This window comes from uncultured Aquabacterium sp. (genome assembly GCF_913773725.1).
Taxonomy (GTDB): domain Bacteria; phylum Pseudomonadota; class Gammaproteobacteria; order Burkholderiales; family Burkholderiaceae_C; genus Aquabacterium.
Map to the genome: position 1 here is coordinate 1 of NZ_CAJYGK010000007.1, position 26,163 is coordinate 26,163.

The following is a 26,163-nucleotide window of genomic DNA, read 5'->3' on the forward strand; positions in this document are numbered from 1 at the left end:
CAGGCCTTCGGTGAAGGTGTCGGCGCCGCGCATGGTGGGTGTCGCTTCAGGTCGTTGAGGTGCTACGCTGATAACGCATCACGCCACTGGGGCGTGGACTTGGCTGTTGGGTATTTCCGCAGCCTGCTAGGATGTCGTGATCATGTGCAGCCTGTGCCTTCAGCAGTCGGCTCAGTAGGTCGGTAGAGGGCACGGAGTCATCATTGATGGTGAGCGCGAACTCACAGCCATCTCTCAAAGCTTGCTCAATGCCTCTGTTGGTGGCGCCAGTCCAGTAGTCCTCATCGCCCGCTTCGATCCACGTCAAGCGGGGGCCCTTTATCTGCTCCAACCATGCTCGTGTGCCATCAGTTGAGTTGGAGTCCACGAAATACAGGCGGTAATGGGGATGGTCCTGGCGGGAGAACTGCTCCAGAAACCTTTGAGTGCGCTCGATACGGTTGCGAACCGGGACGACCACGCCGACCCATTTCTCAATGCTCATGGCCTTCTCCAGTCGGGCACTCGATGAAGGAAACGTGGTTGATGAACCCTGCGAGGAACCTCAAGCTCCCTGGGTAGCCATGCTCCTTGAAGGTCGCCGTGCGCACGATACACCCGTCAAAGGGCGTGATAGGGTCACTCTTGAGTTTGAGATAGTGCTCGTGAGCCTCAAGTTGTGGCAAGGGCCGAACGATCCGAGAGAACTGGCGACCCCCATCTGATCGTAGGAGCGTGGCCCCCAGATCCGGGAAGAAGTTGAGTTCCGTGAGGGCCGTTTTCAACTCGCTCGCAGAGGGCTCTTGGCGGTCCCACTTTGTCAGGTAGATGTAGTCTGGGACGCTGCTCACGGCAAACAGGTGCTCCAGACCCGAGGCCAAGCCTGATGGCATCGACTCTGAAAACACCCGCATCTGCGCTTGATTGTCAACACACAGCGTGAGCAAGCGCGAGTTGACTTCGTCCGGCAGGTTGTCTGAGGCAAAAACGAACACGGAGTCCATCACGCGCCTGAGCGCGCTGACTTTGGCCTTCAGTGACTGAAGGCCAGTAGCCGAACTCAGGCTGCCGGCATCACTGCTTTCGATGCGGACAATACCTGCAATAGAAGGCTTGATGACACCAGATGTGTTGCCAATCGAGAATACGTCTGTATAGCCCTTCTGTTTCTGTTGAACGGCTTGTCGCAGGCAGTCCAGCGTCTTCTGAGCCATGTTCTCAGAAGAGTATGTTTGAAGAGCCAACTCTTTGGCTTGCGTTGCCCTCTTCTTGAGCGTTGACCAGTTGCCAAGTGCCGAAATCAGATCTTGAGCAATGGCATACGGGTTGTAAGGGTCGCTGATGTACTCGATCGTCGTGCCACCAAACTCGACGATGGACGGCAGGCGGGATGCGAGTACCGGCGTACCGAGCTGCATGGCTTCAAGCACTGGGATCCCGAAGCCCTCGTACAAGGTCGGGAACAGCAACAGTTTGGCGTTGGCGATCAGCCGAGCCTGCGTGCCATCATCCTGGAAACCTGCCACGATCACATCATGGTCGAGCCCAAGTCGCTTGATTTCGTCGGTGATGCCTTTGGCTATATGCCCGTGCTCCAGAGCACCCGTGAGCAGCAGCTTGACCTTTTTCCCCGATTGTTTTTTGCTAAAAATGCTCCAAGCGTGAAGCAGGTTGGTGTGGTTCTTGTGGGGCCATGGAATGGCCGGGTAGAGGACATAGTCCTCGCCCTCGAGCTGCTTCAATAGCAGCTCATTGTGCGCAGGGTCTCCAATGTGGTCGGCCAGGTACCCACTGTGGTGAATGACATCAACGTCCCGCTTGCCAAAATGGGTGAAAAGGTTGTTTTTCTCGAACTCCGAAATGGCGACGAGACGATCTGATCGGTGAATGGCGAAGCCATAGTCATGGTTTCGGGCATGCCACATTGGCTTGTCAAAAAACGCGGGTGCGACGAGGTGCTGCAGGTCATGTATGCAACTGACTACAGGCAGGCGGTCCGGGATGAACCGGGGCCATAGCCCGTTCAGCGGCGAGAAAAAAACGTCCGCCCAGGAGAACAGGGCTCGATAGTTTTCGGGCGAGAGATCGACAAAAGTCGCCGTTTCAATGTTTTGGTACGGAGAGAACAAATGGAGGTTTCGGGGTGACGTGGTGACCGTGATGTTGACGTCGCGTCGCTTGTTCAATTGGCACAGCAAGGTATGAAAGTGTCGACCCGCACCACCAGCGCCCTCTTCCGGAGGAAGAAGAACCCAACCTTCGATGAGAATATTTTGCATGTTTTAGATGGCGCTATAAGTTTCGAATGCTTGATCAATCGAATCAAAATGACTGATGTTGCCGCTTTGCAGTATGTAAGCCTTGCTGCAATGCATTCTGATGTAGTGGGGGTCGTGCGAGACGATAATCATGGCCTTGTCGCCTCTTTTTCTGAATAGTTCTTCTTCGCACTTTGCATGAAACCGGCTGTCTCCGACAGCGATCACCTCGTCAATGAGGAAGCAGTCAAAGTCAACAGCCATTGAAAGTGCAAATGCTAGGCGGGCCCGCATGCCGGAAGAGTACTTTTTGACAGGCTCTTTGAGGTACGGGCCAAGTTCTGAGAAATCTTCGACGAATGGGATTGCTTTTTCGATATCGGCACCATAGATGCGGCAGATGAAGCGCAAATTGTCAAGTCCGGTGAGGCTGCCTTGGAAGGCGCCCCCGAAAGCCAGGGGCCACGATACCGACATCTTTCTGGAGATTTGCCCCTCGCTTGGGCGTTCGGCGCCGCTGATCATGCGGATCAACGTCGATTTTCCCGCGCCATTGCGGCCCAGGATGCCGACCTTCTCCCCTGGGCCAATATTCAGTGAGACACGATTGAGAACCGTTTTCATGCCCGAGCGGGTTCCATACCGCTTCGAGACGTTTAGCAGAGAAATGCTCATTCTGGCTCCACCCGCTTGCTAACGTCTGCCGTCATCAGCAGCCCTATCAAGGTCAGAGCAAGGTTGAATGTGGCTAAAAATCCGTGGCTGCCATGGCCGATGACCTGCGAACCGAAGTATCCCTCTCGCACCAGCTCGACAGCATGGACCATGGGAATCATGAGGACGTATTCCTGCGCCTTGCTGGGTAGCCAGTCAACCATGAAGACAGCGCCAGAAAGCGGGAAGATGAGATAAGTTAAGGTGTGCCAGATGCGCTCGAATATTTCGGATCGTTCTGACAGCGCACCGACGAACAGGCCGAGTGCCCCAGAAAACCAAATTAGCTGCAACCATGCCACGAGCATTTCGTAAAGCCGCGCAGGCGGCTCCATCCATCCCGTTGCGATGAAAAAAAAGGCAAGAGCGATGAACGACGCCGTGGCACTGACCACCTCCAGGGTCACTCTGGACAAAAAGATATCGAGCACCCTGACATTGCGGTGGTACAAGAGGCTCAAATTCGGCTCGATCGCTTTGGAGCACCGCGTGGCTGAATTGCGCCACATCAGCACCGTCGAATATCCAGTCACGGCGAAGGCCACAATCGGCAGCGTGGAGCCGTGTGTGGAGCGCGTTGCTGTCCATAATGCCGTCACGCCGAGGGTGAAAAGCATCGGTTCAATGAATAGCCACAGGAAGCCGATGTTGTGCCGACCATATCGGGTGATGATTTCCCGCATGAGTAGCGCGCCGATGACCCGGCGCTGAACTAGCAAGGATGAGAAGATGTCGCGCATCTCAGTCTGCGTGCTCTCTGATGCCGGAAACAAACAGACTCAAAACGCCCCACGCCATGAGACCGAACAGAAGCGTACCAGCAATTGCTTTGAGCCTCTTCGGCTCGATGGCAATGTCCGGCTTGCCCGGCTCAATAATCCGTTCCAAATAGAGTTGCTTACGGATGGCCTCGTTTTTCGCCTGCTCCAGTCCCGCCATGGCGGCCGCCAGTTGCTTGGCCGCAAAGTCATTTTCCAGGGCCAGTCGTTGATAGGCTGAAGCCTTGTTGGCCAGCGAAGCGGAGCCCCCGGTCACGTTCTTCGTTTCCTCCTCAATCGCGTCTCGCAACGACTCTATGCGTCGCTTCAGCACGGGGATCTGAGGGTTCTCTTTCGTGACACTCTGCAGCTGGATCAGTTGCGTCTTGCTGGCGATCAGCTCTTCTTGCAGCTTGGCCACTTGCTGCAACTGGACGGTGGCTTGCTTTTCGGGGTCGACGACCGATCTCGTGTTTCGGAAATCAGAGAGGGCCACCGCCGCTTTCTTGACGCGAGCTTCTGCCTCGGCCACTTCTTGGCGCGCCGCGTCAATCAGGTCGTGCCGCCCGCGCTCATTGAGCCGGTTGACCAGCGTTTCGCTCTGCTCAAGAAGCAGGCGATTGATGTTCACCGCGTCATCGGCCGAATAGGCTCGCACTGTCAGCGTGGCAATGGATGAGGTGCTGTCGAGCTGCAGGTCTACACGCTTTTGGTAGTAGCGGTGCAGGGCTTCGAAACTGTTGTCGCCATCCAGGCCGGCAAATCGGCTGATGCGGTCAACATCAGGCGACGCGAACTTGTCGCCAACCTTCAGCTTGTCGTTCAGGGCCTGAAGCGCATCGCGCGACATGATGTAGTCGTGCACTGCGTAGGCGTCATCGGCAGAGCGTGAGAAGCCCGCACCTTTGAGTACCAGGCCCAGCGCCGACGTGGCTTGGCGTTCGGGCGCACGTACTACAAAGCGCGACTCGGAGACGTAAACGTCGGAGGCAATCAGCCCGTAGTAGACGGAAGACAGCAGTGTGGGGGCCACCACACACGCCAGGAACAAGCGATTGACCTTCATGTCCACTGATCGTGACGAGAGTTACGTGAAAAATGTGAAGCGAGTCTAAGGGACATAAGGTGTCGTTCTGCTCGCCGCAACGTACGATGGCAGTGGCCGTGAAAACTGTTGTAGCTTCAATCCCGCAAACAGCGATGGAGAGGTGGCTCCTTGCCAAGGGTAGGGCGCCATTTCCCTTTCAACAAGCTGTCTGGCGCGCTATGCGCAGCGGCCAATCGGGTTTGCTTCATGCTCAGACCGGATCAGGCAAGACCTTGGCAGTATGGGGCGGCGTGCTACTGCGCGCACAGGACCAAGTCGACGCATGCAGCGGGCATCAGTCCACGAAGGCTGGTTTGCGTGCGCTGTGGATCACTCCGATGAGGGCGTTGGCTGCCGATACAGCCGAGGCCCTTCGCACCCCGATGACGGAGTTGCAGGTTGGCTGGCGCTTGGGGGTGCGCACGGGAGACACTTTGCCCAGCGAGCGGTCTAGGCAAGAGCGGGCGTGGCCGCACGCGTTGGTGACGACACCCGAATCGCTCAGCCAGCTGCTGACGCGGGCAGATGTGGCAGACCTCTTTGCCCATCTAGATGCGGTGGTTGTCGATGAGTGGCATGAGCTGTTGGGTAATAAGCGGGGTGTGCAGGTTCAGTTGGCGCTCGCGCGGCTGACGACCTGGCGCCCCGATCTGCTGGTGTGGGGCCTAAGCGCCACCCTTGGCAACCAGGCCGAGGCCTTGGCGGCTCTTCTGCCCTGCGTGCCCACGGCGCCCGAGCCCGCCCTGATCCAGGGTCGCGTCGACAAGTCGCTGGTCATCGACACCCTGCTGCCCGAGGCCGAGAGCCGCCTGTCCTGGGCGGGCCGCCTGGGCGCGCCCATGGTGGCCCAGCTCGCACAGGAGCTGGACCAGGCCGGCACCGCGCTCGTCTTCACCAACACCCGCTCGCAGGCCGAGATCTGGTACCAGCTGCTGCTGGAGGCCCGACCGGACTGGGCCGGCTTGGTGGCCCTGCACCACGGTTCGCTGGATGCCGACGTGCGCGCCTGGGTCGAATCGGGCCTGAAAGCCGGGCAGCTCAAGGCGGTGGTGGCCACCTCGTCACTGGACCTGGGCGTGGATTTCCTGCCGGTCGAGCGCGTGATCCAGGTCGGCTCGGCCAAGGGCGTGGCCCGCCTGCTGCAACGCGCAGGGCGCAGCGGCCATGCGCCCGGGCGCACCAGCCGGGTGACGCTGGTGCCCACCCACACACTGGAGCTGGTGGAGGCGGCGGCGGTGCGTCGGGCCGCGCAGGCCGGGCAGGTGGAAGAGCGCCAGGCGCCCCATCAGCCGCTGGACGTGCTGGTGCAGCACCTGGTGACGGTGGCCCTGGGGGGCGGCTTTCAGGCCGATGCCCTGTTCGACGAGGTGCGCCGTGCCCACAGCTACCGCGCCCTGACGCGCGAGGCCTTCGACTGGTGCCTGGACTTTGCGGCCCGCGGCGGCGACAGCCTGCAAGCCTATCCTGAATACCACCGCATTGCGCCCGATGAGCACGGTGTGTGGCGCGTGGCCGAGCACACCCAGCCCGGCCGGCTGGTGGCACGGCGACACCGCCTGCAAGTGGGCACCATCGTGTCCGATGCGAGCATGCAGGTGCGCTACCTGAACGGCCCCAAGCTGGGCTCGGTCGAGGAAAGCTTCATTGCGCGGCTCAAGAAGGGCGACTGCTTTGTCTTTGCCGGGCGCACGCTGGAGTTCGTGCGCGTGCAGGACATGACGGCCTACGTGCGCCGAGCCGAGGGCCGCCGGCCGAGTGTGCCGCGCTGGCAGGGCGGGCGCATGCCGCTGTCGAGCGAGATGGCGCGGGCCGTGATGGCCCTGCTCGACGAGGCCGCCGAGGACCGCGCCTGGCACGAGCCCGAGATGCAGGCCGCGCGCGACATGCTCGAGGCCCAGGCCCGCATCTCGCACCTGCCTCGCAGCGACCGGTTGCTGGTGGAGCGCTTCACGTCGCGCGAGGGGCACCACCTGTGGCTTTACCCGTTCGCTGGCCGACTGGCGCATCAGGGGCTGAGCGCCGTGCTGGCCTGGCGGCTGGCCCGGCATCAGCCCAACACCTTCAGCTTGGCGGTGAACGATTACGGGCTGGAGCTCCTGAGTGCCGAGCCGGTGCCGGTGGACGAGGCCAGCTTGCGCGCCGCCCTGTCGCCCGACCACCTGCTGGACGACATCCTGGCCAGTCTGAACGCGGCCGAGCTGGCGCGGCGGCGCTTTCGTGAGATTGCCCGGGTGGCGGGACTCGTGTTCACCGGCTACCCCGGTGCGCCGAAGAGCACGCGGCAGCTGCAGGCCTCCAGCAGCCTGTTCTACGAGGTGTTCCAGCAGTACGACGCCGGCAACCGGCTGCTGAGTCAGGCACAGGAAGAGGTGCTGTCGCAGGAGCTGGACGTGGTCCGCCTGCGTGAGGCGCTGACCGCCTTGCAGCCACGGCGCATCGACCTGGTCGACCTGCGCAGCCCCAGCCCGTTCAGCCTGCCGCTGATGGTGGAGCGCTTGCGTGAGCGGCTCAGTACGGAAAAGCTGTCCGACCGCGTGGCTCGGGCCCTGAAAGCGATGGGCGCGGTGCCCCGGTGAGTCAGTGGCGCGGCTCGTCGCCGTCCATCAGGTCTTCGAGCAACTCGTCGCGGGTCGGCTTGGCTTCGAAGCGGTATTCCTCGCTGGCCCAGGCGCCCAGATCGATCGCCTTGCAGCCCTTGCTGCAGAAGGGGCGATAGGGGTTGTCGGTGCTGTAGAGGTGCATCTCGCCACAGGAGGGGCAGCGCACTTCCAGCGGTTTGCGCGGGGCGCCAGCGTCGGGGCGGTCGGTGTCGTTCATGGCAGAAGGCCGCAGCGCGGGGTCAGGCGCACAGAGTGAGTTCGAAGCCGGCGTCGGTGTCCGAGGCCACGCGCAGCTTGCCGTCCTGATCCGGTCGCATCAGGCGGATGGAGACCATCAGGCGGTTGGCGCTGATCTCGGGCACCAGGCCCAGGGCCGGGTCGATGCGCAGGCGCAGCAGATGATAAGTGCGGTTGTCCTTCAGCTGCTGCTGGAACTGCCCGCAGGGGGCCGCCACCATGTGCGGATGGCCGCCATCGCGCAGCAGGCCCAGCATCACCTTCAGGGCATCGGCAAGCGGCGCGATCGTGGCCACCCACTGCTGCAGGTCGGCCTGGCGCTTGGCCGCCGGCTCGTGCTGCCAGGCGTAGTAGGCAGGCAGGTCGAATTCGCACGTGCCGCCCGGGATGCTGATGCGGCTGCGGATGCTCATCAGCCAGTCGTTGGCGGCCAGCGCCTGGCCTGCCTTGCCCTGCAGCTGGTTCAGGCCGCTGTGGGCCCGCTCGATGCGCGACAGCACCTCGTCCAGCATGGCTTCGTGGATGGCCGGGTTGCCCCGGTAGGCCATGAACTGGGCCTTGTAGCGCTCGAGGTCGCGCAGCACGTCGCTCTTGAGGTCGGCGCGCGAGGCCACGTCCATGATCTCGAACAGCGTCGCCAGGGCGAAGTGGTGGTCCACCGGGTCTTCGCGCCAGATCAGCACCCCCAGGCGGTCGAACAGGTGCTCGAGCCGCAACATCGTGCGGATGCTCTCACCAAAAGGGTATTCGTAAAGGATCAATGCGCCACCTGCTGCGGTTCACGGGCCATCCGTGAGATTGTTCCACAAGCGCCAGAGCTTCTCGACCTCGGTCCGCAGTTGCGGCAGGGTCAGCCCGTCGTTGACGATGACGTGGTCGGCCAGCGACAGCCGCAGCGCGCGATCGGCCTGCTTCGCCAGCACCTTCTCCACGGCTTCGCGTGGCCAGCCATTGCGCACCATCACGCGCGCAATCTGGGTTTCCGGCGAGGCGTCGATCACCAGCACCCGGTCCACGCGGTCCTTCCAGCGGCGGCCCGATTCGGCCAGCAGCGGCACGTCGAACACCACATGTTGCTCGGGGGCGGCCTGGCGGGCGTGGGCGTCCGCGTGCGCGCCGATCAAGGGGTGCAGGATGCCCTCCAGGCGCTTGAGCACCAGCGGATCGGCAAATGCCATCTCGCGCATGCGGTCGCGGTCCATCGCGCCCTGCGCGTCGATCAGCTCCGGGCCGAATTGCCGCGTGATTTCAGGGATGGCCGCGCCACCCGGCAGGGTCAGGGCGCGGGCGATGGCGTCGGTGTCGACCAGGTGGGCGCCCAGGTCCACCAGCATCTGGCTGACCGTGGACTTGCCACTGCCGATGCCGCCCGTCAGCCCGATGGTCAGGCGGGGAGGAGGGCTCAGGCCCATCCCAGCCATCCCAGCACGGTCTCCTGTCCGGCCAGTGTGACCACCAGCCCGGCGCCCGCCAGGAACGGCCCGAACGGCACATACACGCCTTCGCGCAGCTGGCCCGAGACCTTCATGCCAATGCCCACCACCGCGCCGATGATGGACGACCCCAACACGATGGGCAGGATCATGGGGGCGCCCAGCCAGGCGCCCAGGGCCGCCAGCAGCTTGAAGTCGCCCTGGCCCATGCCCTCCTTGCCAGTGGCCAGCTTGAACAGCCAGTACACGCTCCACAGCGACAGGTAGCCGGCCACGGCACCCCACAGCGCGTCCTTCAGCGGCAGGTTCCAGCCCAGCGCCGCCACGATCAGGCCTGCCCAGGTCAGCGGCTGCGTGAGGCTGTCGGGCAGCAGCGTGGTGTCCCAGTCGATCAGCGCCGCGGCCAGCAGCATGGCCATGAAGCCGCACCACAGCAGGGCCGTGGGCGCGAAGTTCACCAGCACGCCGGCTTGCCAGAACAGCAGCCCGGTCGCCACCTCGACCAGCGGATAGCGCACGCTGATGCGCGTGCCGCAGGCAGAGCACTTGCCGCGCAGGGCCAACCAGCTCAGCAGCGGGATGTTTTCATACCAGCGGATCTGGTGGCCGCACGCCGGGCAGCGCGACGCCGGCTTCGACAGCGACAGCGCGGGGCCGTCGGCGGCAGGCTCGGCCGTCTCCAGCATGGCGTGCGCATCGGCACGCCATTGCGCTTCCATCATCTTGGGCAGGCGGTGCACCACCACGTTGAGGAAGCTGCCCACACACAACCCCACCAGGGCGAGGCCCCACGGAGTCAGCAAGGGATCAAGGAGGAGGTCGAGGAAAGCGAGATCGAACGGCATCCCGCGATTACACCACCTGACCCAGCTTGAAGATCGGCAGGTACATCGACACGACGATGCCGCCGATCACCGTGCCCAGGAACACGATGATGAAGGGCTCCATCAGGCTCGAGAGGGCCTTCACGGCCTCATCGACTTCCTGCTCGTAGAAGTCGGCCGCCTTGCCCAGCATCTGGTCCAGCGAGCCCGACTCTTCGCCGATCGACGCCATCTGCAGCACCATCACCGGGAACAGGCCGGTGCTTTGCATGGCCGTGGTCAGGCCCGTGCCGGTGGAGACGTCTTTCTGGATCTGCTCGGTGGCCTCGGCAAACACGGCGTTGCCCGAGGCGCCGCCGACGGAGTCGAGCGCTTCCACCAGCGGCACGCCCGCAGCGAACATGGTCGACAGCGTGCGGGTCCAGCGGGCCACGGCCGACTTGAACATCAGGTCACCGAAGACCGGGGCCTTGAGCAGCAGCCGGTCCATCTTCTTCTGCATGGCTTCGGAACGTTTCCACGACTGCAGAAAGAAGTACACCGCGCCCCCGATGGAGCCGAAGATGGCCCACCAGTAGCTCACGAAGATCTCGGACATGCCCATCACGAACAGCGTGGGGGCCGGGAGGTCGGCGCCGAAGGACGTGAAGACCTCCTTGAACGCCGGGATCACGAAGATCATGATGACGGCGACCACGATGAAGGCCACCACCAGCACGGCCGTGGGGTAGGTCAGGGCCGACTTGATCTTCTGCTTGATGGCGATCGTTTTTTCCTGGTAGGTAGCCAGGCGATCGAGCAGCGTTTCCAGGATGCCGGCCGCTTCACCGGCTTCCACCAGGTTGCAGTACAGATGGTCGAAGTACAGCGGGTGCTTGCGGAAGGCCATCGACAGGCTTGTGCCGGTTTCGACGTCCGAGCGGATGTCGTTGAGCAGCTTGGTGACCTTCGGGTTGGTGCTGCCGCGTGCGACGATGTCGAACGACTGCAGCAGGGGCACGCCGGCACGCATCATGGTGGCCAACTGGCGCGTGAAGATCGCGATGTCCTTGGGCTTGACCGAAGCGCCGCCGCTCATGCGGCGCTTCTTCACCTTGTTGACCAGAATGCCCTGGCGGCGCAAGCTGGCGCCCACCATGGCTTCACCGCCCGCGCGCATCTCACCGCGCACGACCTTGCCGTTGCGGTCCTTGCCTTCCCATTCGAAGACAAATTCCTGGGGGGCGGATTTCTTGGCTGCTGCCGTGGCCATCTGTCGGAACTCCAAGACGCGCGGGCGTCACTGCTTATTCGTTGGTCACCGAGATCACCTCCTCGAGGGAGGTGAGTCCGGCCTTGACCTTGACCAGACCCGATTCGCGCAAGTCTCGCACGCCTTCCTGCTTGGCCTGTCGGGCAATGTCCATCGCGGTGCCCTGGCTGAGGATGATGCGTTGTATTTCCTCACTGATGGGCATGACTTGGTAAATGCCGACGCGCCCTTTGTAACCGTTGTTGCAGGCTGAACAGCCAACGGCACGATACGGCTTCCAGGTGCCGTCCAGGTCGTCGTCCTTGAAGCCGGCATCGAGCAACGCCTGTCGAGGGTAATCCGCCAGGGCCTTGCAGTTGTCGCACAGCCGGCGCGCCAGGCGCTGGGCCGTGATCAGGATCACGCTGGACGCGATGTTGAACGGGGGCACCCCCATGTTCATCAGCCGCGTGAGCGTGGTGGGCGCGTCGTTGGTGTGCAGCGTCGACATCACCATGTGGCCGGTCTGCGCGGCCTTGATGGCAATGTCGGCGGTTTCCAGGTCGCGGATTTCGCCGACCATGATCACGTCCGGATCCTGACGCAGGAAGGCCTTCAGCGCGGCCGAGAAGGTGAGGCCGGCCTTGTCATTGACGTTGACCTGGTTGATGCCTGGCAGGTTGATTTCCGCCGGGTCTTCGACCGTGGAAATGTTCACGCCAGGCTGGTTCAGGATGTTCAGGCAGGTGTAGAGCGACACCGTCTTGCCGGACCCCGTGGGCCCGGTGACCAGCACCATGCCGTAAGGTCGCTGAATGGCGTTGAGCAGGCGCTCTTTCTCGATCGGCTCGTAGCCCAGTGCGTCGATGCCGAGCTTGGCGCTGGACGGGTCGAGGATACGGATCACGATCTTCTCGCCGAACAGCGTGGGCAGTGTGCTGACGCGGAAGTCGATGGCCTTGGTGCCGAACTTCAGCTTCATGCGGCCGTCCTGCGGCACGCGCTTCTCGGCGATGTCCAGCTTGGAGATGACCTTGATGCGCGAAGCCAGCTTGTCCTTGATGGCCACCGGTGGCTGGGTGACCTCGCGCAACTCGCCGTCGACGCGAAAACGCACGCGGTAGTTGTATTCGTAGGGCTCGAAGTGCAGGTCGGAAGCGCGCGCGTTGATCGCATCGATGAGCATCTTCTGCAGGAAGCGCACCACGGGCGCGTCTTCCACTTCCGAGGTGACCTCGTTGCTTTCCTGTTGTGGCTGCGAGGTTTCGTCGGTGACATCGAACTCGAAGTCGGACGAGGCAATGGCCGCGAGCTGTTCCTCGGCGCTGGCCGTCAGGCCGTCGAGCAGCTTGACGAGCTTGTCATGCTCGACGATGACCCATTCCGGGGTCAGCTGCGTGGCGAACTTGATGCGCTCGATCGCTTCCTGGTCGGTCGGGTCGGCGCCGGCCACGAACAGGCGGTTGCCGCGCTTGGACAACACCAGCACCTGGTACTGCGCCGACAGCTTGCGGTCGATGACGCCCTTGGGCAGCCGCTCGACGTCCACCGCCGCCAGGTCCATGACCGGGACGGCCAGTGCCTTGGACAGGGTGTGGGCCAGGTCGGCCGGCTGGATCGCCCCGCTGTTGACCAGCGTGCTCACGAAACTGCGCTTCTGCTCCTTGGCTGTCCGCGTGAGCGACTCTGCCGATTTGGCGTCGAGCTTGCCGGCGTTGACGAGCACGCGCGCCACGCCAGAAAGGGAACCCGGGGCTTCAGCGAGGAGGGAATCGGCCATGTTGAGTGCAGTACGGTCAAGCGATGGGGCAGCGAGTCAGGTCGGCATGCACCTCGCCCAGTTGAGCAGCAGATGATCTGCCAATTGACTGCCCCTGTAAACCGCGCAATTGTTGGGAGAAACCTCCCCTGTTAGGGAGTTCACGCGCAGCGCCGGGGTGAAGCGCCGTCAGCCGGGGAGGCTCAGTTCGCGGACTGGATCCGCACCATGCCGGCGTAAATCCCACCTTGCGCCATGAGGCTCGCGTGGTCCCCCTGTTCGGCGACACGGCCGTCTGCCATGACGTAGATGCGGTCGGCGTTGCGGATGGTGCTCAAGCGATGGGCGATCAGGATCAGGGTCTTGCTGCCGCGCAGGTCTTCGATGGAGCGCTGCACCACGGCTTCGGATTCCGAATCGAGCGCCGAGGTGGCCTCGTCGAAGATCCAGATGGCCGCGTCCCGGTACAGTGCGCGCGCGATGGCCAGGCGCTGGCGCTGTCCGCCCGACAGCTTGCTGCCGTTGGTGCCGATGGCCGAGTCCATGCCGTCAGGCAGGGTCTGCACGTGGTTCCAGAGGTTGGCGGCGCGCAGACACTGCTCGACCTTGTCTCGGTCCAGGCCTGCCGGGCTGGCATAGGCCACGTTCTGGGCGATGGAGCCCTCGAACAGCACGATGTCCTGGGAAACGACCGCAAAGTGACGGCGCAGGCTGGCGAGCTTCAGGTCTTCGATGTCGACGCCGTCCAGCGTGATGCGCCCGCTGTCCGGGTGGGCGAAGCGCAGCAGGGCGCTGACCACCGTGCTCTTGCCTGCGCCCGAGGCGCCGACCAGCGCAATGGTCTCGCCGCCCGCAATGTGCAGGTCCAGGTTGTCGAGCGCCGGGTTGCTGGCCCCTTCGTACTGCAGGCGCACCTGCTCGAAGCGGATGTCGCCGCGAGAGGTCGGCATCTCCTTGGTGCCGTTGTCCGGCTCCGGCGGGGCATTGATCAGTTCGAATGCCCCACGCAGCGTGATCATCGCGCCGCTGATGGGGGTGAAGATGTCGGTCAGGTGGCGCAGTGGCGAGATCGTCATCAGCAGCGCCGTGATGAAGGACACGAACTCACCGACGGTCGATGACCCCTGGGCGGCCTGCCAGATCGCCAGCGTCAGGATGATGGACACCCCCACGGCTGCCAGCACCTGCGTCACCGGAGTGACCAGGGCCGAGGTGGCCACCTGCTTCATGGTCATGCGACGGTGGTGGACGGCGTCGTGCTCGAAACGGCCGAGCTCGAAGTCCACGGCGTCGAACGTGCGCACCACCCGCCAGGCGCGGGCGTTGTCGTCGACGGTGGCAACCAGCTTTTGCTGCGCCAGGTAGGTGGCTTCGCCCACCCGGTTGAGCCGCTTGCGGATCAGCTTGACGCTCATGCCCAGCAGCGGCATGGTCACAAAGGCCAGCAAGGTGAGCTGGAAGTTCAGGTAAAGCAGGTAGCCGACCAGGAAGATCAGCGTCGAGGCATCGCGGATGATGGCGATGACCGAGCTGCCCAGCGCCCCGGAAGCGTGCTGTGGATCGTTGATGACCTTGGCGACGGCAATGCCAGGGCTGATGGTGGTGAACAGCTTCGCGTCGGCGCGCAGCAGCGCCTTCATCAGGTCACGCCGCAGATTCAGCACGATGGCCGAGGTGGCGTAGTTCATCACGAAGGTGCCGGCGAAGTTGAACAGCCCCCGCGCCAGGAAAAGACCGATGATCACCAGCGGTACGACCCAGATCGGGTACTTCAGCCCTTCCTGGAAGCCCGAGTCGATCAGCTTCTTGAACAGGGCCGGCACCAGCGGCTCGATGGCCGAGCTCAGCAGAAAGAAGCCGACGGCGACGGCGATCTGCTTCCACTGCGGCTTGAGGTAGCCCTTGAGGCGGGCGTAGGTGTCAGAGAAGTCCATGGGTGACGGGCAGAGGCCTCGGTCAGGCGGTCAAACCTGCGATTCTGACACCACGGTGGCCAGGGCCTTCAGCACGTCTTCCCGGCTGGGGACCTGGCCCTTGCCGCCCAGGCTGATGACCGCACCGGCGCCGCGCAGCCCGGCCAGGCCGGGTTCGTGGTCGCAGTAGATGCCCACCGTGGGGCGGCCATGGGCGGCCGCCAGGTGGCTCATGCCGGTGTCCAGCCCGACGACGGCCTGGGCCTGCGCCAGGCTGTCTGCCACTTGGGCCACGGTGAGGAAGGGCGGCACGGCGCCCCCGATGGCCTGGGCGATGGTGTGAGCGCGTTGTTCTTCTTCGGGGCTGCCCCAGAACACGGCGACCTGCCAGCCACGGGCCTTGAGGGCCTGCCCGACAGCCACCCAATCGGCCTCGGGCCACAGCTTTTCCGGCCGGCTGGCGCAGGGGATGAGGGCGGCGAAGGGGCCGGGTCCGGGCGTCCAGGCGTCGGGGGCCGCTTTCAGGCCGAAATCCGGCGGGGTGGTGGGGGCCGGATAGCCCAGCAGGGCGGCGGCGAGTTGCCGGCAGCGGTCCACCGCGTGCAGGCTGCGGGACACGGTGGCCTTGCGCCGGTAGAGCAGCGTGGCGAGCGGCTCGCGCGCGCTGCCCCAGTCATAGCCTGCACGCGGCCCCCGGGCAAAGCAGGCGAACAGCGCGCTTTTGACCAGGCCCTGCATGTCGATGACCAGGTCGTAGGGCTCGCGGCCCATCTCGGCCCGCCACGCGGAGAGGGCCGCGCGCGTTTCGGGCGAGCGCAGGCTCTTGCGCCATTTGCGCCATTGCAGCGGGATCACGCGGCGCACGGCCCGGTGCTGCTGCGGCATGGCCGCGAAGCCTTTCTCGACCAGCCAGTCGATCTGGGCCTCGGGGAAGGCGCGGGCGATGTCGGACACCGCGGGCAGCGCATGGACGACATCGCCCATGGAGCTGGTCTTGACGATGAGGATGCGCATGCGGCCCGGCTGGGTTCAGCCCTTGGCCTGCGCGGCCTGCTCGGCCACCAGGACGGGGTTGAAGCGCGGGTCGTTGTACATCTTGAACTGACGGTAGACCTTGAAGTAGGCGCGGCCGGCCTGGGTGTCGGCGATCAGCTCGTCCAGGCAGCGGCCCAGGTCGGCGCGCTGCTGCAGCAGCTTGTCGAGCTTGACCTGGCTGCTGGCGCGGTGGGCGTCGTCCACATCGGTGCGCTCGGTCTGGGCGCGCATGGCGTGGATCTTCAGCGCCATGATGGACATGCGGTCGATGATGCTGCCGGCGGTTTCGCTGTTGAGGCGGGCGCCAGCGGGAACCTTCGCCACAGGGGCATCCGTCTGGGCAGAGGCGGCGTCGACCAGGCCCAGCTCGGTCAGCAGGATCTCGTCGACGCGCTCGGTGGCGTCGTTGCGGGCCTGGTTGAACTTGTCGATGGCACGCTTGTTCTGCGCGATCTCGTCGCTGCTGACGGTGGTGCGGCGGGCGAGGTCTTCCTCAGCCCAGAGCGAGCTGTTGTAGAAGTGGTTGGTGGCGATCCATTGCCACAGCAGGGCCTGTCGGTCGGTGCCGCGTGAGGCTTCGGGCTCAGCCACTGGGGGAGCGCCCGTGGCGCTGAGCGCGTCATCGTGATGTAAGGCAACTGACTTTCCAAGAGATTCGAAGCTAACCATAGTCATATCTCAAAACGCAAAACGATTGTAATCCTACTGACGGGGAGCCTTGGACATAGCGTAAAAAACGAAAGAGGTGGCCCAAAGGATAAAGCCAAGCATTGCGAGCCATAGGGTGCTCTGCTTTGGTCTGCGCGCCTTGCACAGGTGAGCTATGCCGCCTGAAAGGAATAAACCAACGGCGGTAAGCATCGGGAATAGAAATCGACCTTGTCCTTGGTCGTACTTAAGACCGAAGCGAATGACAAGGAGGAAGTTGACGCCGAGCGCAGAGTAAAACGGGAATGATTCACTCGCAAAAAAGGGTGCCGTCCTTTCTTTGGTTTTGTGGCGCCAGTACTTAATCCAGCCAATCGTCGAAAGTGCCGTAAGCACAGAGCCGAGGAAATAAAAATTTCCTTTGATGTTGTTGTAGACACCTGCGGTTGCCCAGAACGAGACGCTTATGTACTTCATCGTCGCTAGAAAGCCTTCCGCTGTTGTTGCCCAGGTTCTAGGCACGTTCGCGATGTCTTCAGCGGTGACGCTGCCGTAGACCATCAGGTTTCTTGCAACAAGAGGCGACCAGATCGCTGCTGCTACGGCCGCGCCGAGAGCAACATCTAAAAGAGTGGGGCGCCAATCCCTTCGTTCGATTCTTGAGATACGCACGGCCAGGAAAAAGAAAACAGCAACAACGGCGGTTAGCTTTGTCCAGAAAATGCAACCGATCAGCGCAGATGATCGCAACGTCTTCATTTTGGAGCCTGGTCCGGCAATCTCGCTTAAGATGTAGCAGGAAAACAGCAAAATCGCGAGGTTGTCATTGTTTACCGACGAGGATAACGTGATGTAACTTGGTAAAAGCGCATGAAGTCCGACGACAAAAAGACGTTGCCACTCAGGGGCCTTAATATGTAAAAGAGTCCGTGCGGTGACGGCCGTTGAGGTGGCCCAGAATAATATCGAAACCAGCCTACCTATAAGGACGTCATTTGGAGTCTGATGAGACGATGCGAGGGCTGCCTTGATGGCAGCTACTATGGTATAGTAAAGAGGTGGTTGATAATACTCCCAGTCATTTCCTGGGCTTCCAGTGAGGTTCTTTTGAACGGGTAACGTCCACTCGCGCGCAAGGTATCTAACAAAGTTTACGTGCGATTGTTCGTCCGGAGCATAATAGTCCGGCGTTACAAAGGCGTAGGTGGTCCGCAGCATAGCCCCGACTAGAAACAGTACGAGGCAGATGGTCAAGCCAGAAGCGGAGTACCGTTCCGGCGAACGCTGGCCCACCGCGGAAATCGTGGCCAAGGTCGCAGCGCACGCGACAGGTACGCCGGCGACCCAAATCATCCCAAGTGTAGGTTCGCTCATTTCCGGACGACGTAGTTCAGCGGATTTACATATCCGATCGACTTGCCCGCCTTGCCTTTCGTTTGGCGAGTCGATTCCGATTCTTCTCCCTTATTATATTCAGAACCGCCCCAAGCGGTCCCGCCCGCACTGCTGAATTAATTTCTAGTATTCTCCCTGCTGATGAATTCTTCCGAACTTGATGCCTGTGCCGCTCGAGGCGCACCCTCCGGAGCCTTTGCCGGAGGTTCGCTGAATCAAAAGATTCAATTTTTTCTAGAGCGGTTCGAAGTATTGCATCCGCAGTGTGTGACCAGTCGTTTCGAGAGGTGTATTCGAACCGGTTCTCGATAAAACCCCGTTGAGATTCCGAATGCAACACGATTCGGATAAGTTCGGGTATCTGGTCGGTGTACTGGAAGAATTGCACCCCGGTTACGGATGGGTTAATTTGCTCAAGCGCTTCCCTGTAGACAGGCAGGTCGCGTACGATAATGTTTTTTCCGCGTGATATCGCATGCATCAATGGGAGACCGAATCCCTCATAGTGGCTCGGGTATACAAGCAGCTTCGCGTTATTTATGAGGCGTTCAATCGCCTGCTCACTTAAAGCTCCACTTTCGACGTGTTTCACATTTCCATAGTTGGGCCCGCGGACACCAAAACAGACAATTCGCTCGTTGGGGAGCGACTGCGAAATCGCCCTGCACGCTTGAGAGACAAATTTGTGTGGGTAATGGTTTCCAAAAATGAGTATGTATTCGGTGTCCTGTGGTTGATGCGTCGCCTGCCTTAGGGGGGCAAAGTAGTCACGAGGGTCAGTTGAATGAAGAAGTGCTCGAAGCTCGCACCGGGAGGTTAGATCGAACCTGTGACTTATCTGGCTCGCGGTGAACGAAGAGTTTGTGAATATCACGTCAGATACGTCGCATGCCATTTGCCATAAGTCTCTATTGAATCTTACTGCAAGTTGTCCGCAATCCATCGCAATTGTGTCGAGCATGAAGTTCAAAACAACGCAGCTCGACTCGAAAAGTTTAAACGCGCTGACATCGTCGAATAATTGACCGAACCGGAACGCAAAGGCGTGTATGCCCCAATCTGGCCCGTCTGCGTCGATAATGTTGACGGTCTTTATGTCGGAAATTTTATGTGCGATTGCGACATGTTGCTTGATTGCAAGGGATATCTTAATGTTTTCTGGCCAGCGGTCGACTATGGATAAAAGAATGCGTTTCGCGGCCTCATTGGTCCCGTTGTGAAACTCACTCATCTGCGAAAAGTCGATGAGGGCTGATATTTCGTCGGTCTTGGATGCGCTCAGCTTGCTAACGGCCTTCCAGCTCTGATAGTTGGCTGATTCAATAAATTCGCAGACAAGCTTGGAGTACTCGGGGTATCGAGAGTCTAGTATTGCTCTGTTTTGCCGATCCAATACCTGCCGAGAGTCGTTGGATTTTGTGAATGATTGCTCGCCTTCGTGCCAGACAAATGCATGGTTCGCGACAGCGGCACGATAGCCGCATCGCCCTGCTCGCATAATGTAGTCGTTCTCTTCGTTGTAGCCTTTGCCGTATATTTCGTCGAGAAATCCAAAATCCTTGATAACGGTTTTTTTTATGTAGAGGCAGAATCCTATGCCGGTGGGTAGGTAGTCATATTTCGGCAAGAAATGTGCAGACTTTCTGTACAGTGCAAAGGCTTCCTGTGGAGAGAGCGCGGCGCCAGAACCGTCCGGTGGGTAAGTTAGGATTGTCGCATTATTCGAGCGTGGGCATATAAACCCGATCATGGGGTCTATTTTTGCGACATCAAAAATCTCTCTGAGTAGGCCGGGGAAAACGTAGGTATCCGAGTTCAAGAGAATTGCGTCTCGAAACTGAGTTCCCGCATGAATCAAGCCTTTGTTGGTTGACTTGATGAAACCTTCGTTCTTTTCATTGGTGAAGACGACGACATCAATGCCTGCGTTCGTGATACGGGTTTGCCAGAGTTTTATTTCCCGCGCCAGTGCAGTGTGCTCTGGCGAGTCGTTGATCATGGCAATTGAGCAATCGTGCTCGATCAACTCCTGCGCAATAGCTTCAAGTGATTGGCAGAGGCGCCCTACCAGATGCTCGTTTTTGTAGAACGGAATGATGATTAGCGGTCCCATTTTGTTTTTTCTTTGAAAGTTAACCTTGCTTTGAGGCGAATGTTTCCTATTTTTTCTTTTATCGTGGCATGATGGGAATATTGCGTTCGCTTGCAAAAGGCGCGTTTTGCGAGGTCCAGTTGTCCCAGGTCGAGTAGGTTCTTAATGAAGCCCCTCGCTTCTGTTGACTTAAACACTGATGGTGGCAACTCATCAACCAGTTCTTCAAGTTCCCGTCTCTGTAATGTGCGGGCTAGGCGCGCGAGACCGTGAAAGCCGAACGAATCAAACGGCAGTTCTTTTCGTTCTTGCGAAAATCGGTCTGCGACTGCTTCTGGTGCGATCGATATTCCGTGTTTGCTTTCTAAATATGTGCGGTATTTTCGCGTTATGCACTCATCTTCTGGGTTGTGAGCTTTGATTGCGGGGTCTTGTAGGGCGAGCAATAGCTTTTTTGATCTTAACGAAAACCCTCCGTTGCCCACTCTCATTCGGTCTCTGTATTGAGGCCAAGTTGCGCCGATGTAATCGTAGTCTAAGAAGCAAGGGTCCCACGCTTCGGCACTTTGAATGAATCCGTCCCACTGAACAATGAGGGCATGTGATGTGTTTGTAAGCGGCTCTATTGATTTAATTATGAATGTCGAGTAATCCTCGATATTGCGGATCTCGCCCGTCTCGATAACATGTATTTGTGGGCTAATTGCAGCGATCTCAGGATTCTTCTTGGTGACAAGAACCGCAGATCCAAAAGTTGCCGAAGAGAGGCATTTGTGCATCGCCTTGATCGCGAGATTAGGGTTTACCGTGTCGACGCAAATAAGCGTTACCGCGCGGAGGTCGATCATCTTAACTGGCGCGTCCTGGCGAGTTGTGATATGTCTTGGCATACTTTTCGCACGCTGTGGTCCAGCTCCGGTCAGTGAGTTGTATGTGTTCATTTTCTTCAGTTGACGGATGCATGAGTTCTTGAACCACGACTGTTTTCATGGATGCCGGAGTAAAATCCGTCCAGTACACCGCGCGTTCCCCACACACCTCCGGCAACGAGGTTGCCCTTGCCACCACCACCGGCTTCCCGAAATACATCGCCTCGATCGGCGGCAGCCCGAACCCTTCCAGCAGTGACGGGAACAGAAACGCCTTGCAATGCGCATACAACCAGGCCTTCTGCGCCTCGGTCACGTCCAGCAGGAAGTGGACATTGCGCAGGCCGAGTCGGGCGACATGTTCCTGGTGCTTCTGCACTTCCGGGCTGCTCGGCCCGACCAGTAGCAGGTCCTGCTCGGGCCACACCGCCGCCATTTCGATCAGGCTGCCGACGTTCTTCGAAGGCGACATGCGGCTGATGTGCAGCAGGTAGTCGCCTTCCGTCAGAGAGAAGCCGGGCGGCTTCTCCTGCGGCACCAGCGTCAGGTCGGCCACGCCGTTGTGAATGACCGTGGCAGGCGGCGCCCACGGAAGGTGTTTGCAAATGTCATCGGCCACGAACTGGCTGATGGCGACGAGTTGATGAGCCCGTCGCAGGTGGCGCGTCAACCGCATGTTCTGCCACCACAGGCTCAGGCCTTTCTTGGCGTACACGTGGTTCAGATCGTGCACCGTGATGATGTTGCGCCTGCTGTTGACGGGCGGGCGGTAGCGCATGTGTTGATGCAGCCCGTGCCAGACATCGAGGTCGACCGGAAAGCGGTGTCGCAGGCGCATGCTGTCGCTCAGTTCGTGATACTGAACGTCGGGGCCGAACAGGCCGTGCCACTGGGCCGGCAGGATGAAGTGGAAGTGCCAGTTGCGTTCGGCTTTCAGCTGAGGGGCCAGGCGTGCAAACTGCATCGCCAGCTGTCGAGAGAATTCGGCCAGCCCTTCATTGAAGTGGCGGATGTGGCCGAACTGCAGGGCGATGTGGAAGGGCTGCGCCGGGGTCATGTGCGCACCTGAGTGTGGACCGCGGTGAGGGCGTCTTCCAGGCTGGGCCAGCCAGCGGCCGGGCGCAGCAGGGTGACGTGCTCGCCTTGCGCCAGCCACATGTCGGCCGCATCCGGGCCCAGCACGCTCACCAGCCGTGCGCCCGCAGCGGCGGCCAGGTGACCGGGCCCGGTGTCGTTGGATACGGTGCAGCGGGCCAGGCGGGTCAACGCAGCATAGGTGCCCAGGTCGACGCCTTCGAGCATGACGGCGCCGGGGTACTGCGTGTGGGCCTGTGCTTCTTCGCCGGGGCCCGGGCACAGCACGATCTGCAGCCCTTGCGTTTGCAGCCGCTGCGCCAGTTCGGGGAACGGTGGCCAGAGCTTCTTGCCGGTCGTGTCGGCCGCGCCGGAGAAGGGGCAGAGGATCACGAAGTCGGCGCCGGCGAGGCCGTTGGCGGCCAGCAGTGCGCGCGCCTGGGCGCTCTGCTCGGCGCTGGGTTGCAGGCCCAGCGCGGCAGAACGCGCCTCGGCCACCCGCGCAAAGTGGGTGCCGATGCGCCAGTAGTCGTCTGCGGCGTGCAGGCCGGCGATGTAGGGCACGCGGTGGGCCAGCAGCAGCCCGCGGCTGTCGCGGTCGTAGCCGGCAGGGCGCAGGCCGGCCAGCCGGCCTTCGAGCGCGCTGGAGAACGAACTGGTGAACAGCAGGTAGTTCGGGCGGCGGGCAAAGCCGGGGTCGCGCAGGCTGAGCTCCTTGCGCAGGGCCTTGAGTTGACGGATGGCGTCGCCCCGGCGAGCCGGCCGCACGTGCACGGTCCATCCGTGCCCGGCAAACAGGCTCTGTGCCCAGCGCTTGCCGATCAGGTGGAGCTCGTAGCCCTGCTGCTCGAGCATGGTCAGTGTGGGCAGCGACAGGACCGCCTCGCCCACCCAGTTGCACAGTCGGACGATCAGCGGGCCTTTGCCGGCCTGGCCAGTGGCGGTGCTCATGACTGCACCTCGCGCAACACCTCGTCCACCGTGGGCCAGAGTCGGCCCTCGCGGCCGGTGGCAATGCGGTTCTGGGGCCCCCAGGGGCGCCACTGGCCGGGCTTGGTCGGCCCCAGCACGCTGAGCACCGGGGTGCCGACCGCGGCCGCCATGTGCGCTGGCCCCGTGTCGTTGGATACGACGAGGCCCGCTCGCTTGAGCACGCCGAGGTAGGTGCCCAGCCCCAGCTTGGGCAGGCACAGCGCGGCCGGGTGGGCTCGGGCCACGTCTTCCTCGCCCGGGCCGGGGCAGGTCACGATGCGTTGTGATGTGCGCTGGGCGAGCGCCTCGGTGAAGGCGGCGAAGTCGGGCCAGCGTTTGTCCTTGCCATCCACGTCGCCCGCGGCGTAAGGGACGATGCAGATGAAGCCGGGTGCCACGCCCTGCGCAGCCAGCAGCCGGTCGGCTTCGGCCTGGTCGGCCTGGCTGACCTTGAGTGCGATGTGATCGGGGGGCGCGCCGCGGTGGCCGGTGAGCCGGCAGGCCAGTCCCCAGAAGCCTTCCAGCGCGTGCCCGGGGGGATCGCGTCGCCAGGCCGGGCTCAGCAGCAGGCTGCGGCCATCGCCCCGGTAGCCCGCGGGGCGCAGGCCGGCCCAGCGCAGCTCGAAGGCGCTGGAAAACGAATTGGGCATGACCAGGGTGTTGGTGCGCTGGTCGAACGTCGCGTCCCGAGCGCGACATTGCGCGCGCAGGGCCTTGAGTTGCGCGATGCGCTCACCGAGCGAGCCGGCCCGCGTGGTGCAGGCCCAGCCTTCGCCCGCCAGCAGCCTGGGCGCCCAGCCCTTGCCATAGAGGTGCAGGTCCCAGCCATGGGACTGCAGCAGGTGCAGCGCAGGGAGGCCGAGGACGACGTCGCCCACCATGTTGCACAGGCGGACGATCAGAGGGCGCGGGTGAGGGGCGGGCGGGGTGGCAGACATCGCGTGAGATTGTGCCAGCGAGCACACAGAGGCGGCCGGGGAGCATGCAGGAGGCGCGTCGGCGGGGCGCGCCTCCTGTGACGAAAAGATGATTCAAGTAACATTTATATGTTGTTCAAGCAAAAAAAGAAGGGAACCCAAAGAGCTGCTGAGCCCGCGGTTCTCCTCTCGCTTGCTTCCTTCCTTGTGCTTCTGCCTCCCCTGAGGGCGAGTTCAAGCGGTTGCGTGCCACTCTCGATGGAGCGGTCCCATATGCTGTCTCGCTTGATGGATGGCCACGACGAGCACGGCCGTGATCTGACGAATGCTTGGTGTGCCTGAGATGTCCCAATCCAATCCGTATAAAACCCGCACTGGCCTGAGCCGCGTCTGGTGGGCTACCCTTTACTCCTACGAGGGGCTGTTTGCAGCGTTTCGCCATGAAAGTGCATTCCGGCAGGAGTCCCTGCTGGCGGTGCTCATGGTGCCGCTGGCATTCTGGCTGGGCCGTACCTGGCTGGAGACCGGTGTGTTGTTGCTCTCCGTGGTGCTTGTGCTGGTGGTGGAGTTGTTGAACTCGGCGATCGAGGCTGTAGTGGATCGACAGTCATTCGAGTGGCACGAACTGGCCAAACGGGCGAAGGATTACGGCAGCGCGGCTGTGCACCTCACTCTGGTGTTCTGCGGCGGGGTGTGGGGCATGGCGCTTTGGGAGCGTCTGGCAACGTGAACGCAGGAGGCCCTGGGAGGGCTTCTCTAATTTACGCGAATGTTTCTTATGGCGGCTGTCGGTGGCCAGCTTCGCACCTAGTGAGCTGGAAAAAGAATGAGAAGACTTATGAAGGGGAAGGGCGCCGCCGTGGCGGCGGTTTTGACAGGTGTTTTGATTCTTGAGCGACTTGTCCACCTTGAAGCCAAAAATCATCCTGTCCACGAGGTCCTCGCGTTGGCAGTGCTTCTCTTTCTTGGTGGCTTCACGCTGACGGGAAGATTGCTTTCGGGCGCGCTGTTGGCCTTATGGGCTTATTCGGGGGTGCGAGGTGCGACCGCGTTGAAGGAGCATTACCTGCAGCAACCTTTGCAGGCGCAGGATCTGGCCGGTGCCACGGTGGGGGAAGTGTGGGATCTGGTTCAACAGTATCCGGCGGCGGCCGGGACCATTTTTCTGCATGTTGGTCTTTTTTTCTTTTTTCTGCGCGCGGGGCTTTCTTCAGGGCGCTGGGTGGCACGGATGGGCACTGCCTTGGCGGCCATCCTTGTCTTCGTGCACGTCAGAAGCTACGCTGAAAAGCCCGGGATTACCGCGGTAAACCCCGAATCCGCCTCGGTGCTGTCCTTCATTTCCACGTTTTTCCAGGCGCCTCCGAGCCTCGATTCCTCCTTGGCCTCCGCGCCGTTCCAGATGGCGCCTCAGTGTCCCGAGGTGAAGAAAAACGTGTTCATGATCTTGGAAGAATCCACATTTCTTCCGTCTGATGTCGATATGGATCCGAACTTGTCCGATTTTTTCCAGGGCGATGTGGATGCCGGTCCGTTGAGAGTCCATGTGGTCGGGGGGACAACCCATCTTTCAGAATTCGCCTGGATTACGGGGTTCCCGCATGTGCTGCTCTCCGGGAACAACATTTTCCCGCAATTGCACCTTGTTGGGCGCTTTCGTAAGACGCTGCCCCAGCTTCTCAAGGAGTGCGGCTATGTCACCACGGTGGTCTACCCCAGTCGGAGAAACTTCCGAAATTCGGAAAAATGGTACAGGAGTGTCGGCTTTGATCGAATCATCTCGGGGGACGAGCTGGGGGTGAAAAGCTGGCGAACCGAAGATCGATTTTTTTTCATGGAGGCGCTGAAAACCGCAGATCAGGTCGAGGGTAATCGACCTCATTTTATCTACGTATTGACCATTAACCAGCACGGGCCGCACAAGCGTGACGATCCGCGGGCGGACTATATTGAACGCTTGCGGCACTCGGCGCGAGACTATCGCTGGCTGAAGGACCAGCTTTCAGTGTCGAGCCAGCGCAGTGGCCAGGCCTGGTTGCTGGCGTGGTTCGGGGATCATCGAACCTCGATCGAACTGGATGGCCCTCAGAAATGGCAGACGTGGTTCGCGCTGAACCACATAAGCGCGGGTGGTGGTCGAGAGGGTGACTCAATCGGGTCACGGGGAGCCCGAAAGCAGGCACTGGACATCGCGCACCTCAATCGCGTTGTTCAGCGCGCGGTGGGCGTCAGTTGGACTGGATAGTCCACCCTGAACAACTTGCAACCCATTGATATGCAGCGCGATTTCGGCTGAAGTGTGGTGCGATATTTGCAAGGAAACAAATACCAGCCCCGCGCTTTCTTGCAAATTCTGTAGCCATGAAGC

At 61.3% G+C, this 26,163-nt stretch carries 24 protein-coding genes; 4 read left to right on the forward strand and 20 right to left on the reverse strand.

Annotated elements, in window-relative coordinates; all coding sequences use genetic code 11:
• Nucleotides 1-46 precede the first annotated feature (46 nt).
• From QZ709_RS00330 to QZ709_RS00350, 5 genes are read right to left on the reverse strand one after another with little or no spacing between them, the layout of a single operon-like run.
• A complete protein-coding gene (locus QZ709_RS00330) occupies nucleotides 47-484 on the reverse strand; it encodes a glycosyltransferase (RefSeq protein ID WP_294635437.1) in 438 nt (145 codons plus the stop codon).
• Complete coding sequence (locus QZ709_RS00335) at nucleotides 474-2,258, reverse strand: glycosyltransferase family 1 protein (RefSeq protein WP_294635438.1); 1,785 nt, start codon at nucleotides 2,256-2,258, stop codon at nucleotides 474-476. The genes QZ709_RS00330 and QZ709_RS00335 overlap by 11 nt, the downstream gene beginning before the upstream one ends.
• A 3-nt stretch (nucleotides 2,259-2,261) precedes the next feature.
• The gene (locus QZ709_RS00340) at nucleotides 2,262-2,912 is read right to left on the reverse strand and encodes an ABC transporter ATP-binding protein (RefSeq protein ID WP_294635439.1); all 651 of its coding nucleotides are present in this window, start codon (nucleotides 2,910-2,912) and stop codon (nucleotides 2,262-2,264) included.
• On the reverse strand, nucleotides 2,909-3,691 hold the full coding sequence (locus QZ709_RS00345) for an ABC transporter permease (RefSeq protein ID WP_294635440.1): 783 nt from the start codon (nucleotides 3,689-3,691) through the stop codon (nucleotides 2,909-2,911). The genes QZ709_RS00340 and QZ709_RS00345 overlap by 4 nt, the downstream gene beginning before the upstream one ends.
• 1 nt (nucleotide 3,692) lies before the next feature.
• Nucleotides 3,693-4,775, reverse strand: a complete 1,083-nt coding sequence (locus QZ709_RS00350; RefSeq protein WP_294635441.1) for a hypothetical protein — start codon at nucleotides 4,773-4,775, stop codon at nucleotides 3,693-3,695.
• A 134-nt stretch (nucleotides 4,776-4,909) separates the two neighbouring features.
• On the opposite strand from QZ709_RS00350, the gene QZ709_RS00355 reads away from it, so the two are divergent.
• Nucleotides 4,910-7,372, forward strand: coding sequence for a ligase-associated DNA damage response DEXH box helicase (locus QZ709_RS00355; protein WP_294635442.1), 2,463 nt, complete (start codon nucleotides 4,910-4,912; stop codon nucleotides 7,370-7,372).
• 1 nt (nucleotide 7,373) lies between these two features.
• On the opposite strand, the gene QZ709_RS00360 is transcribed toward QZ709_RS00355, so the two are convergent.
• From QZ709_RS00360 to QZ709_RS00420, 13 genes are all read right to left on the reverse strand, one after another.
• Nucleotides 7,374-7,613, reverse strand: coding sequence for a DNA gyrase inhibitor YacG (locus QZ709_RS00360; RefSeq protein WP_294635443.1), 240 nt, complete (start codon nucleotides 7,611-7,613; stop codon nucleotides 7,374-7,376).
• 22 nt (nucleotides 7,614-7,635) lie between these two features.
• Nucleotides 7,636-8,394, reverse strand: coding sequence for a cell division protein ZapD (zapD, locus tag QZ709_RS00365; RefSeq protein ID WP_294635444.1), 759 nt, complete (start codon nucleotides 8,392-8,394; stop codon nucleotides 7,636-7,638).
• Between the two features lie 18 nt (nucleotides 8,395-8,412).
• Entirely contained in the window at nucleotides 8,413-9,054 is a 642-nt protein-coding gene (gene coaE, locus QZ709_RS00370; RefSeq protein WP_294635445.1) for a dephospho-CoA kinase, read from the reverse strand.
• The gene (locus tag QZ709_RS00375; protein WP_294635446.1) at nucleotides 9,036-9,911 is read right to left on the reverse strand and encodes an A24 family peptidase; all 876 of its coding nucleotides are present in this window, start codon (nucleotides 9,909-9,911) and stop codon (nucleotides 9,036-9,038) included. The genes coaE and QZ709_RS00375 overlap by 19 nt, the downstream gene beginning before the upstream one ends.
• Nucleotides 9,912-9,918: 7 nt before the next feature.
• Nucleotides 9,919-11,142, reverse strand: a complete 1,224-nt coding sequence (locus tag QZ709_RS00380) for a type II secretion system F family protein (RefSeq protein WP_294635447.1) — start codon at nucleotides 11,140-11,142, stop codon at nucleotides 9,919-9,921.
• A gap of 34 nt (nucleotides 11,143-11,176) precedes the next feature.
• Nucleotides 11,177-12,901: a type IV-A pilus assembly ATPase PilB gene (gene pilB, locus QZ709_RS00385; protein ID WP_294635448.1), complete on the reverse strand. Its 1,725-nt coding sequence runs from the start codon at nucleotides 12,899-12,901 to the stop codon at nucleotides 11,177-11,179.
• 182 nt (nucleotides 12,902-13,083) lie between these two features.
• Nucleotides 13,084-14,814: an ABC transporter transmembrane domain-containing protein gene (locus QZ709_RS00390; RefSeq protein ID WP_294635449.1), complete on the reverse strand. Its 1,731-nt coding sequence runs from the start codon at nucleotides 14,812-14,814 to the stop codon at nucleotides 13,084-13,086.
• 30 nt (nucleotides 14,815-14,844) lie between these two features.
• Nucleotides 14,845-15,807 (reverse strand): lipopolysaccharide heptosyltransferase I, encoded by a 963-nt coding sequence (gene waaC / locus QZ709_RS00395; RefSeq protein ID WP_294635450.1) that lies wholly within the window; start codon nucleotides 15,805-15,807, stop codon nucleotides 14,845-14,847.
• Nucleotides 15,808-15,822: 15 nt separating this feature from the next.
• Nucleotides 15,823-16,419, reverse strand: coding sequence for a DUF4254 domain-containing protein (locus QZ709_RS00400; RefSeq protein WP_294635451.1), 597 nt, complete (start codon nucleotides 16,417-16,419; stop codon nucleotides 15,823-15,825).
• Nucleotides 16,420-16,530: 111 nt separating this feature from the next.
• Nucleotides 16,531-17,850, reverse strand: a complete 1,320-nt coding sequence (locus tag QZ709_RS00405) for a hypothetical protein (RefSeq protein WP_294635452.1) — start codon at nucleotides 17,848-17,850, stop codon at nucleotides 16,531-16,533.
• Nucleotides 17,851-17,875: 25 nt separating this feature from the next.
• Entirely contained in the window at nucleotides 17,876-19,984 is a 2,109-nt protein-coding gene (locus QZ709_RS00410; RefSeq protein ID WP_294635453.1) for a glycosyltransferase, read from the reverse strand.
• Complete coding sequence (locus QZ709_RS00415; RefSeq protein WP_294635454.1) at nucleotides 19,972-20,811, reverse strand: DUF5672 family protein; 840 nt, start codon at nucleotides 20,809-20,811, stop codon at nucleotides 19,972-19,974. Before QZ709_RS00415 ends, QZ709_RS00410 begins: the two co-directional genes overlap by 13 nt.
• 1 nt (nucleotide 20,812) lies before the next feature.
• Nucleotides 20,813-21,610: a glycosyltransferase family 1 protein gene (locus tag QZ709_RS00420; protein ID WP_294635455.1), complete on the reverse strand. Its 798-nt coding sequence runs from the start codon at nucleotides 21,608-21,610 to the stop codon at nucleotides 20,813-20,815.
• 6 nt (nucleotides 21,611-21,616) lie between these two features.
• Between QZ709_RS00420 and QZ709_RS00425 the strand changes: the two genes are divergently transcribed.
• A complete protein-coding gene (locus tag QZ709_RS00425) occupies nucleotides 21,617-21,901 on the forward strand; it encodes a hypothetical protein (RefSeq protein WP_294635456.1) in 285 nt (94 codons plus the stop codon).
• On the opposite strand, the gene QZ709_RS00430 is transcribed toward QZ709_RS00425, so the two are convergent.
• Both QZ709_RS00430 and QZ709_RS00435 read right to left on the reverse strand, forming a co-directional pair.
• Nucleotides 21,886-22,857, reverse strand: a complete 972-nt coding sequence (locus QZ709_RS00430; protein WP_294635457.1) for a glycosyltransferase family 9 protein — start codon at nucleotides 22,855-22,857, stop codon at nucleotides 21,886-21,888. The genes QZ709_RS00425 and QZ709_RS00430 overlap by 16 nt on opposite strands.
• The gene (locus QZ709_RS00435) at nucleotides 22,854-23,816 is read right to left on the reverse strand and encodes a glycosyltransferase family 9 protein (RefSeq protein ID WP_294635458.1); all 963 of its coding nucleotides are present in this window, start codon (nucleotides 23,814-23,816) and stop codon (nucleotides 22,854-22,856) included. The genes QZ709_RS00430 and QZ709_RS00435 overlap by 4 nt, the downstream gene beginning before the upstream one ends.
• Nucleotides 23,817-24,138: 322 nt before the next feature.
• On the opposite strand from QZ709_RS00435, the gene QZ709_RS00440 reads away from it, so the two are divergent.
• Nucleotides 24,139-24,525: a diacylglycerol kinase gene (locus QZ709_RS00440; protein ID WP_294635459.1), complete on the forward strand. Its 387-nt coding sequence runs from the start codon at nucleotides 24,139-24,141 to the stop codon at nucleotides 24,523-24,525.
• Between the two features lie 108 nt (nucleotides 24,526-24,633).
• Nucleotides 24,634-26,040: a sulfatase-like hydrolase/transferase gene (locus tag QZ709_RS00445; RefSeq protein ID WP_294635460.1), complete on the forward strand. Its 1,407-nt coding sequence runs from the start codon at nucleotides 24,634-24,636 to the stop codon at nucleotides 26,038-26,040.
• Nucleotides 26,041-26,163: the final 123 nt, after the last annotated feature.

Coding starts and splice junctions, on each gene's coding strand:
- QZ709_RS00330 (WP_294635437.1), bottom strand. CDS start 484: ATGAGCATTGAGAAATGGGTCGGCGTGGTCGTCCCGGTTCGCAACCGT.
- QZ709_RS00335 (WP_294635438.1), bottom strand. CDS start 2,258: ATGCAAAATATTCTCATCGAAGGTTGGGTTCTTCTTCCTCCGGAAGAG.
- QZ709_RS00340 (WP_294635439.1), bottom strand. CDS start 2,912: ATGAGCATTTCTCTGCTAAACGTCTCGAAGCGGTATGGAACCCGCTCG.
- QZ709_RS00345 (WP_294635440.1), bottom strand. CDS start 3,691: ATGCGCGACATCTTCTCATCCTTGCTAGTTCAGCGCCGGGTCATCGGC.
- QZ709_RS00350 (WP_294635441.1), bottom strand. CDS start 4,775: ATGAAGGTCAATCGCTTGTTCCTGGCGTGTGTGGTGGCCCCCACACTG.
- QZ709_RS00355 (WP_294635442.1), top strand. CDS start 4,910: ATGGAGAGGTGGCTCCTTGCCAAGGGTAGGGCGCCATTTCCCTTTCAA.
- QZ709_RS00360 (WP_294635443.1), bottom strand. CDS start 7,613: ATGAACGACACCGACCGCCCCGACGCTGGCGCCCCGCGCAAACCGCTG.
- coaE (WP_294635445.1), bottom strand. CDS start 9,054: ATGGCTGGGATGGGCCTGAGCCCTCCTCCCCGCCTGACCATCGGGCTG.
- QZ709_RS00375 (WP_294635446.1), bottom strand. CDS start 9,911: ATGCCGTTCGATCTCGCTTTCCTCGACCTCCTCCTTGATCCCTTGCTG.
- QZ709_RS00380 (WP_294635447.1), bottom strand. CDS start 11,142: ATGGCCACGGCAGCAGCCAAGAAATCCGCCCCCCAGGAATTTGTCTTC.
- pilB (WP_294635448.1), bottom strand. CDS start 12,901: ATGGCCGATTCCCTCCTCGCTGAAGCCCCGGGTTCCCTTTCTGGCGTG.
- QZ709_RS00390 (WP_294635449.1), bottom strand. CDS start 14,814: ATGGACTTCTCTGACACCTACGCCCGCCTCAAGGGCTACCTCAAGCCG.
- waaC (WP_294635450.1), bottom strand. CDS start 15,807: ATGCGCATCCTCATCGTCAAGACCAGCTCCATGGGCGATGTCGTCCAT.
- QZ709_RS00405 (WP_294635452.1), bottom strand. CDS start 17,850: ATGAGCGAACCTACACTTGGGATGATTTGGGTCGCCGGCGTACCTGTC.
- QZ709_RS00410 (WP_294635453.1), bottom strand. CDS start 19,984: ATGGGACCGCTAATCATCATTCCGTTCTACAAAAACGAGCATCTGGTA.
- QZ709_RS00415 (WP_294635454.1), bottom strand. CDS start 20,811: ATGATCGACCTCCGCGCGGTAACGCTTATTTGCGTCGACACGGTAAAC.
- QZ709_RS00420 (WP_294635455.1), bottom strand. CDS start 21,610: ATGCGCTACCGCCCGCCCGTCAACAGCAGGCGCAACATCATCACGGTG.
- QZ709_RS00425 (WP_294635456.1), top strand. CDS start 21,617: ATGCAGCCCGTGCCAGACATCGAGGTCGACCGGAAAGCGGTGTCGCAG.
- QZ709_RS00430 (WP_294635457.1), bottom strand. CDS start 22,857: ATGAGCACCGCCACTGGCCAGGCCGGCAAAGGCCCGCTGATCGTCCGA.
- QZ709_RS00435 (WP_294635458.1), bottom strand. CDS start 23,816: ATGTCTGCCACCCCGCCCGCCCCTCACCCGCGCCCTCTGATCGTCCGC.
- QZ709_RS00440 (WP_294635459.1), top strand. CDS start 24,139: ATGTCCCAATCCAATCCGTATAAAACCCGCACTGGCCTGAGCCGCGTC.
- QZ709_RS00445 (WP_294635460.1), top strand. CDS start 24,634: ATGAAGGGGAAGGGCGCCGCCGTGGCGGCGGTTTTGACAGGTGTTTTG.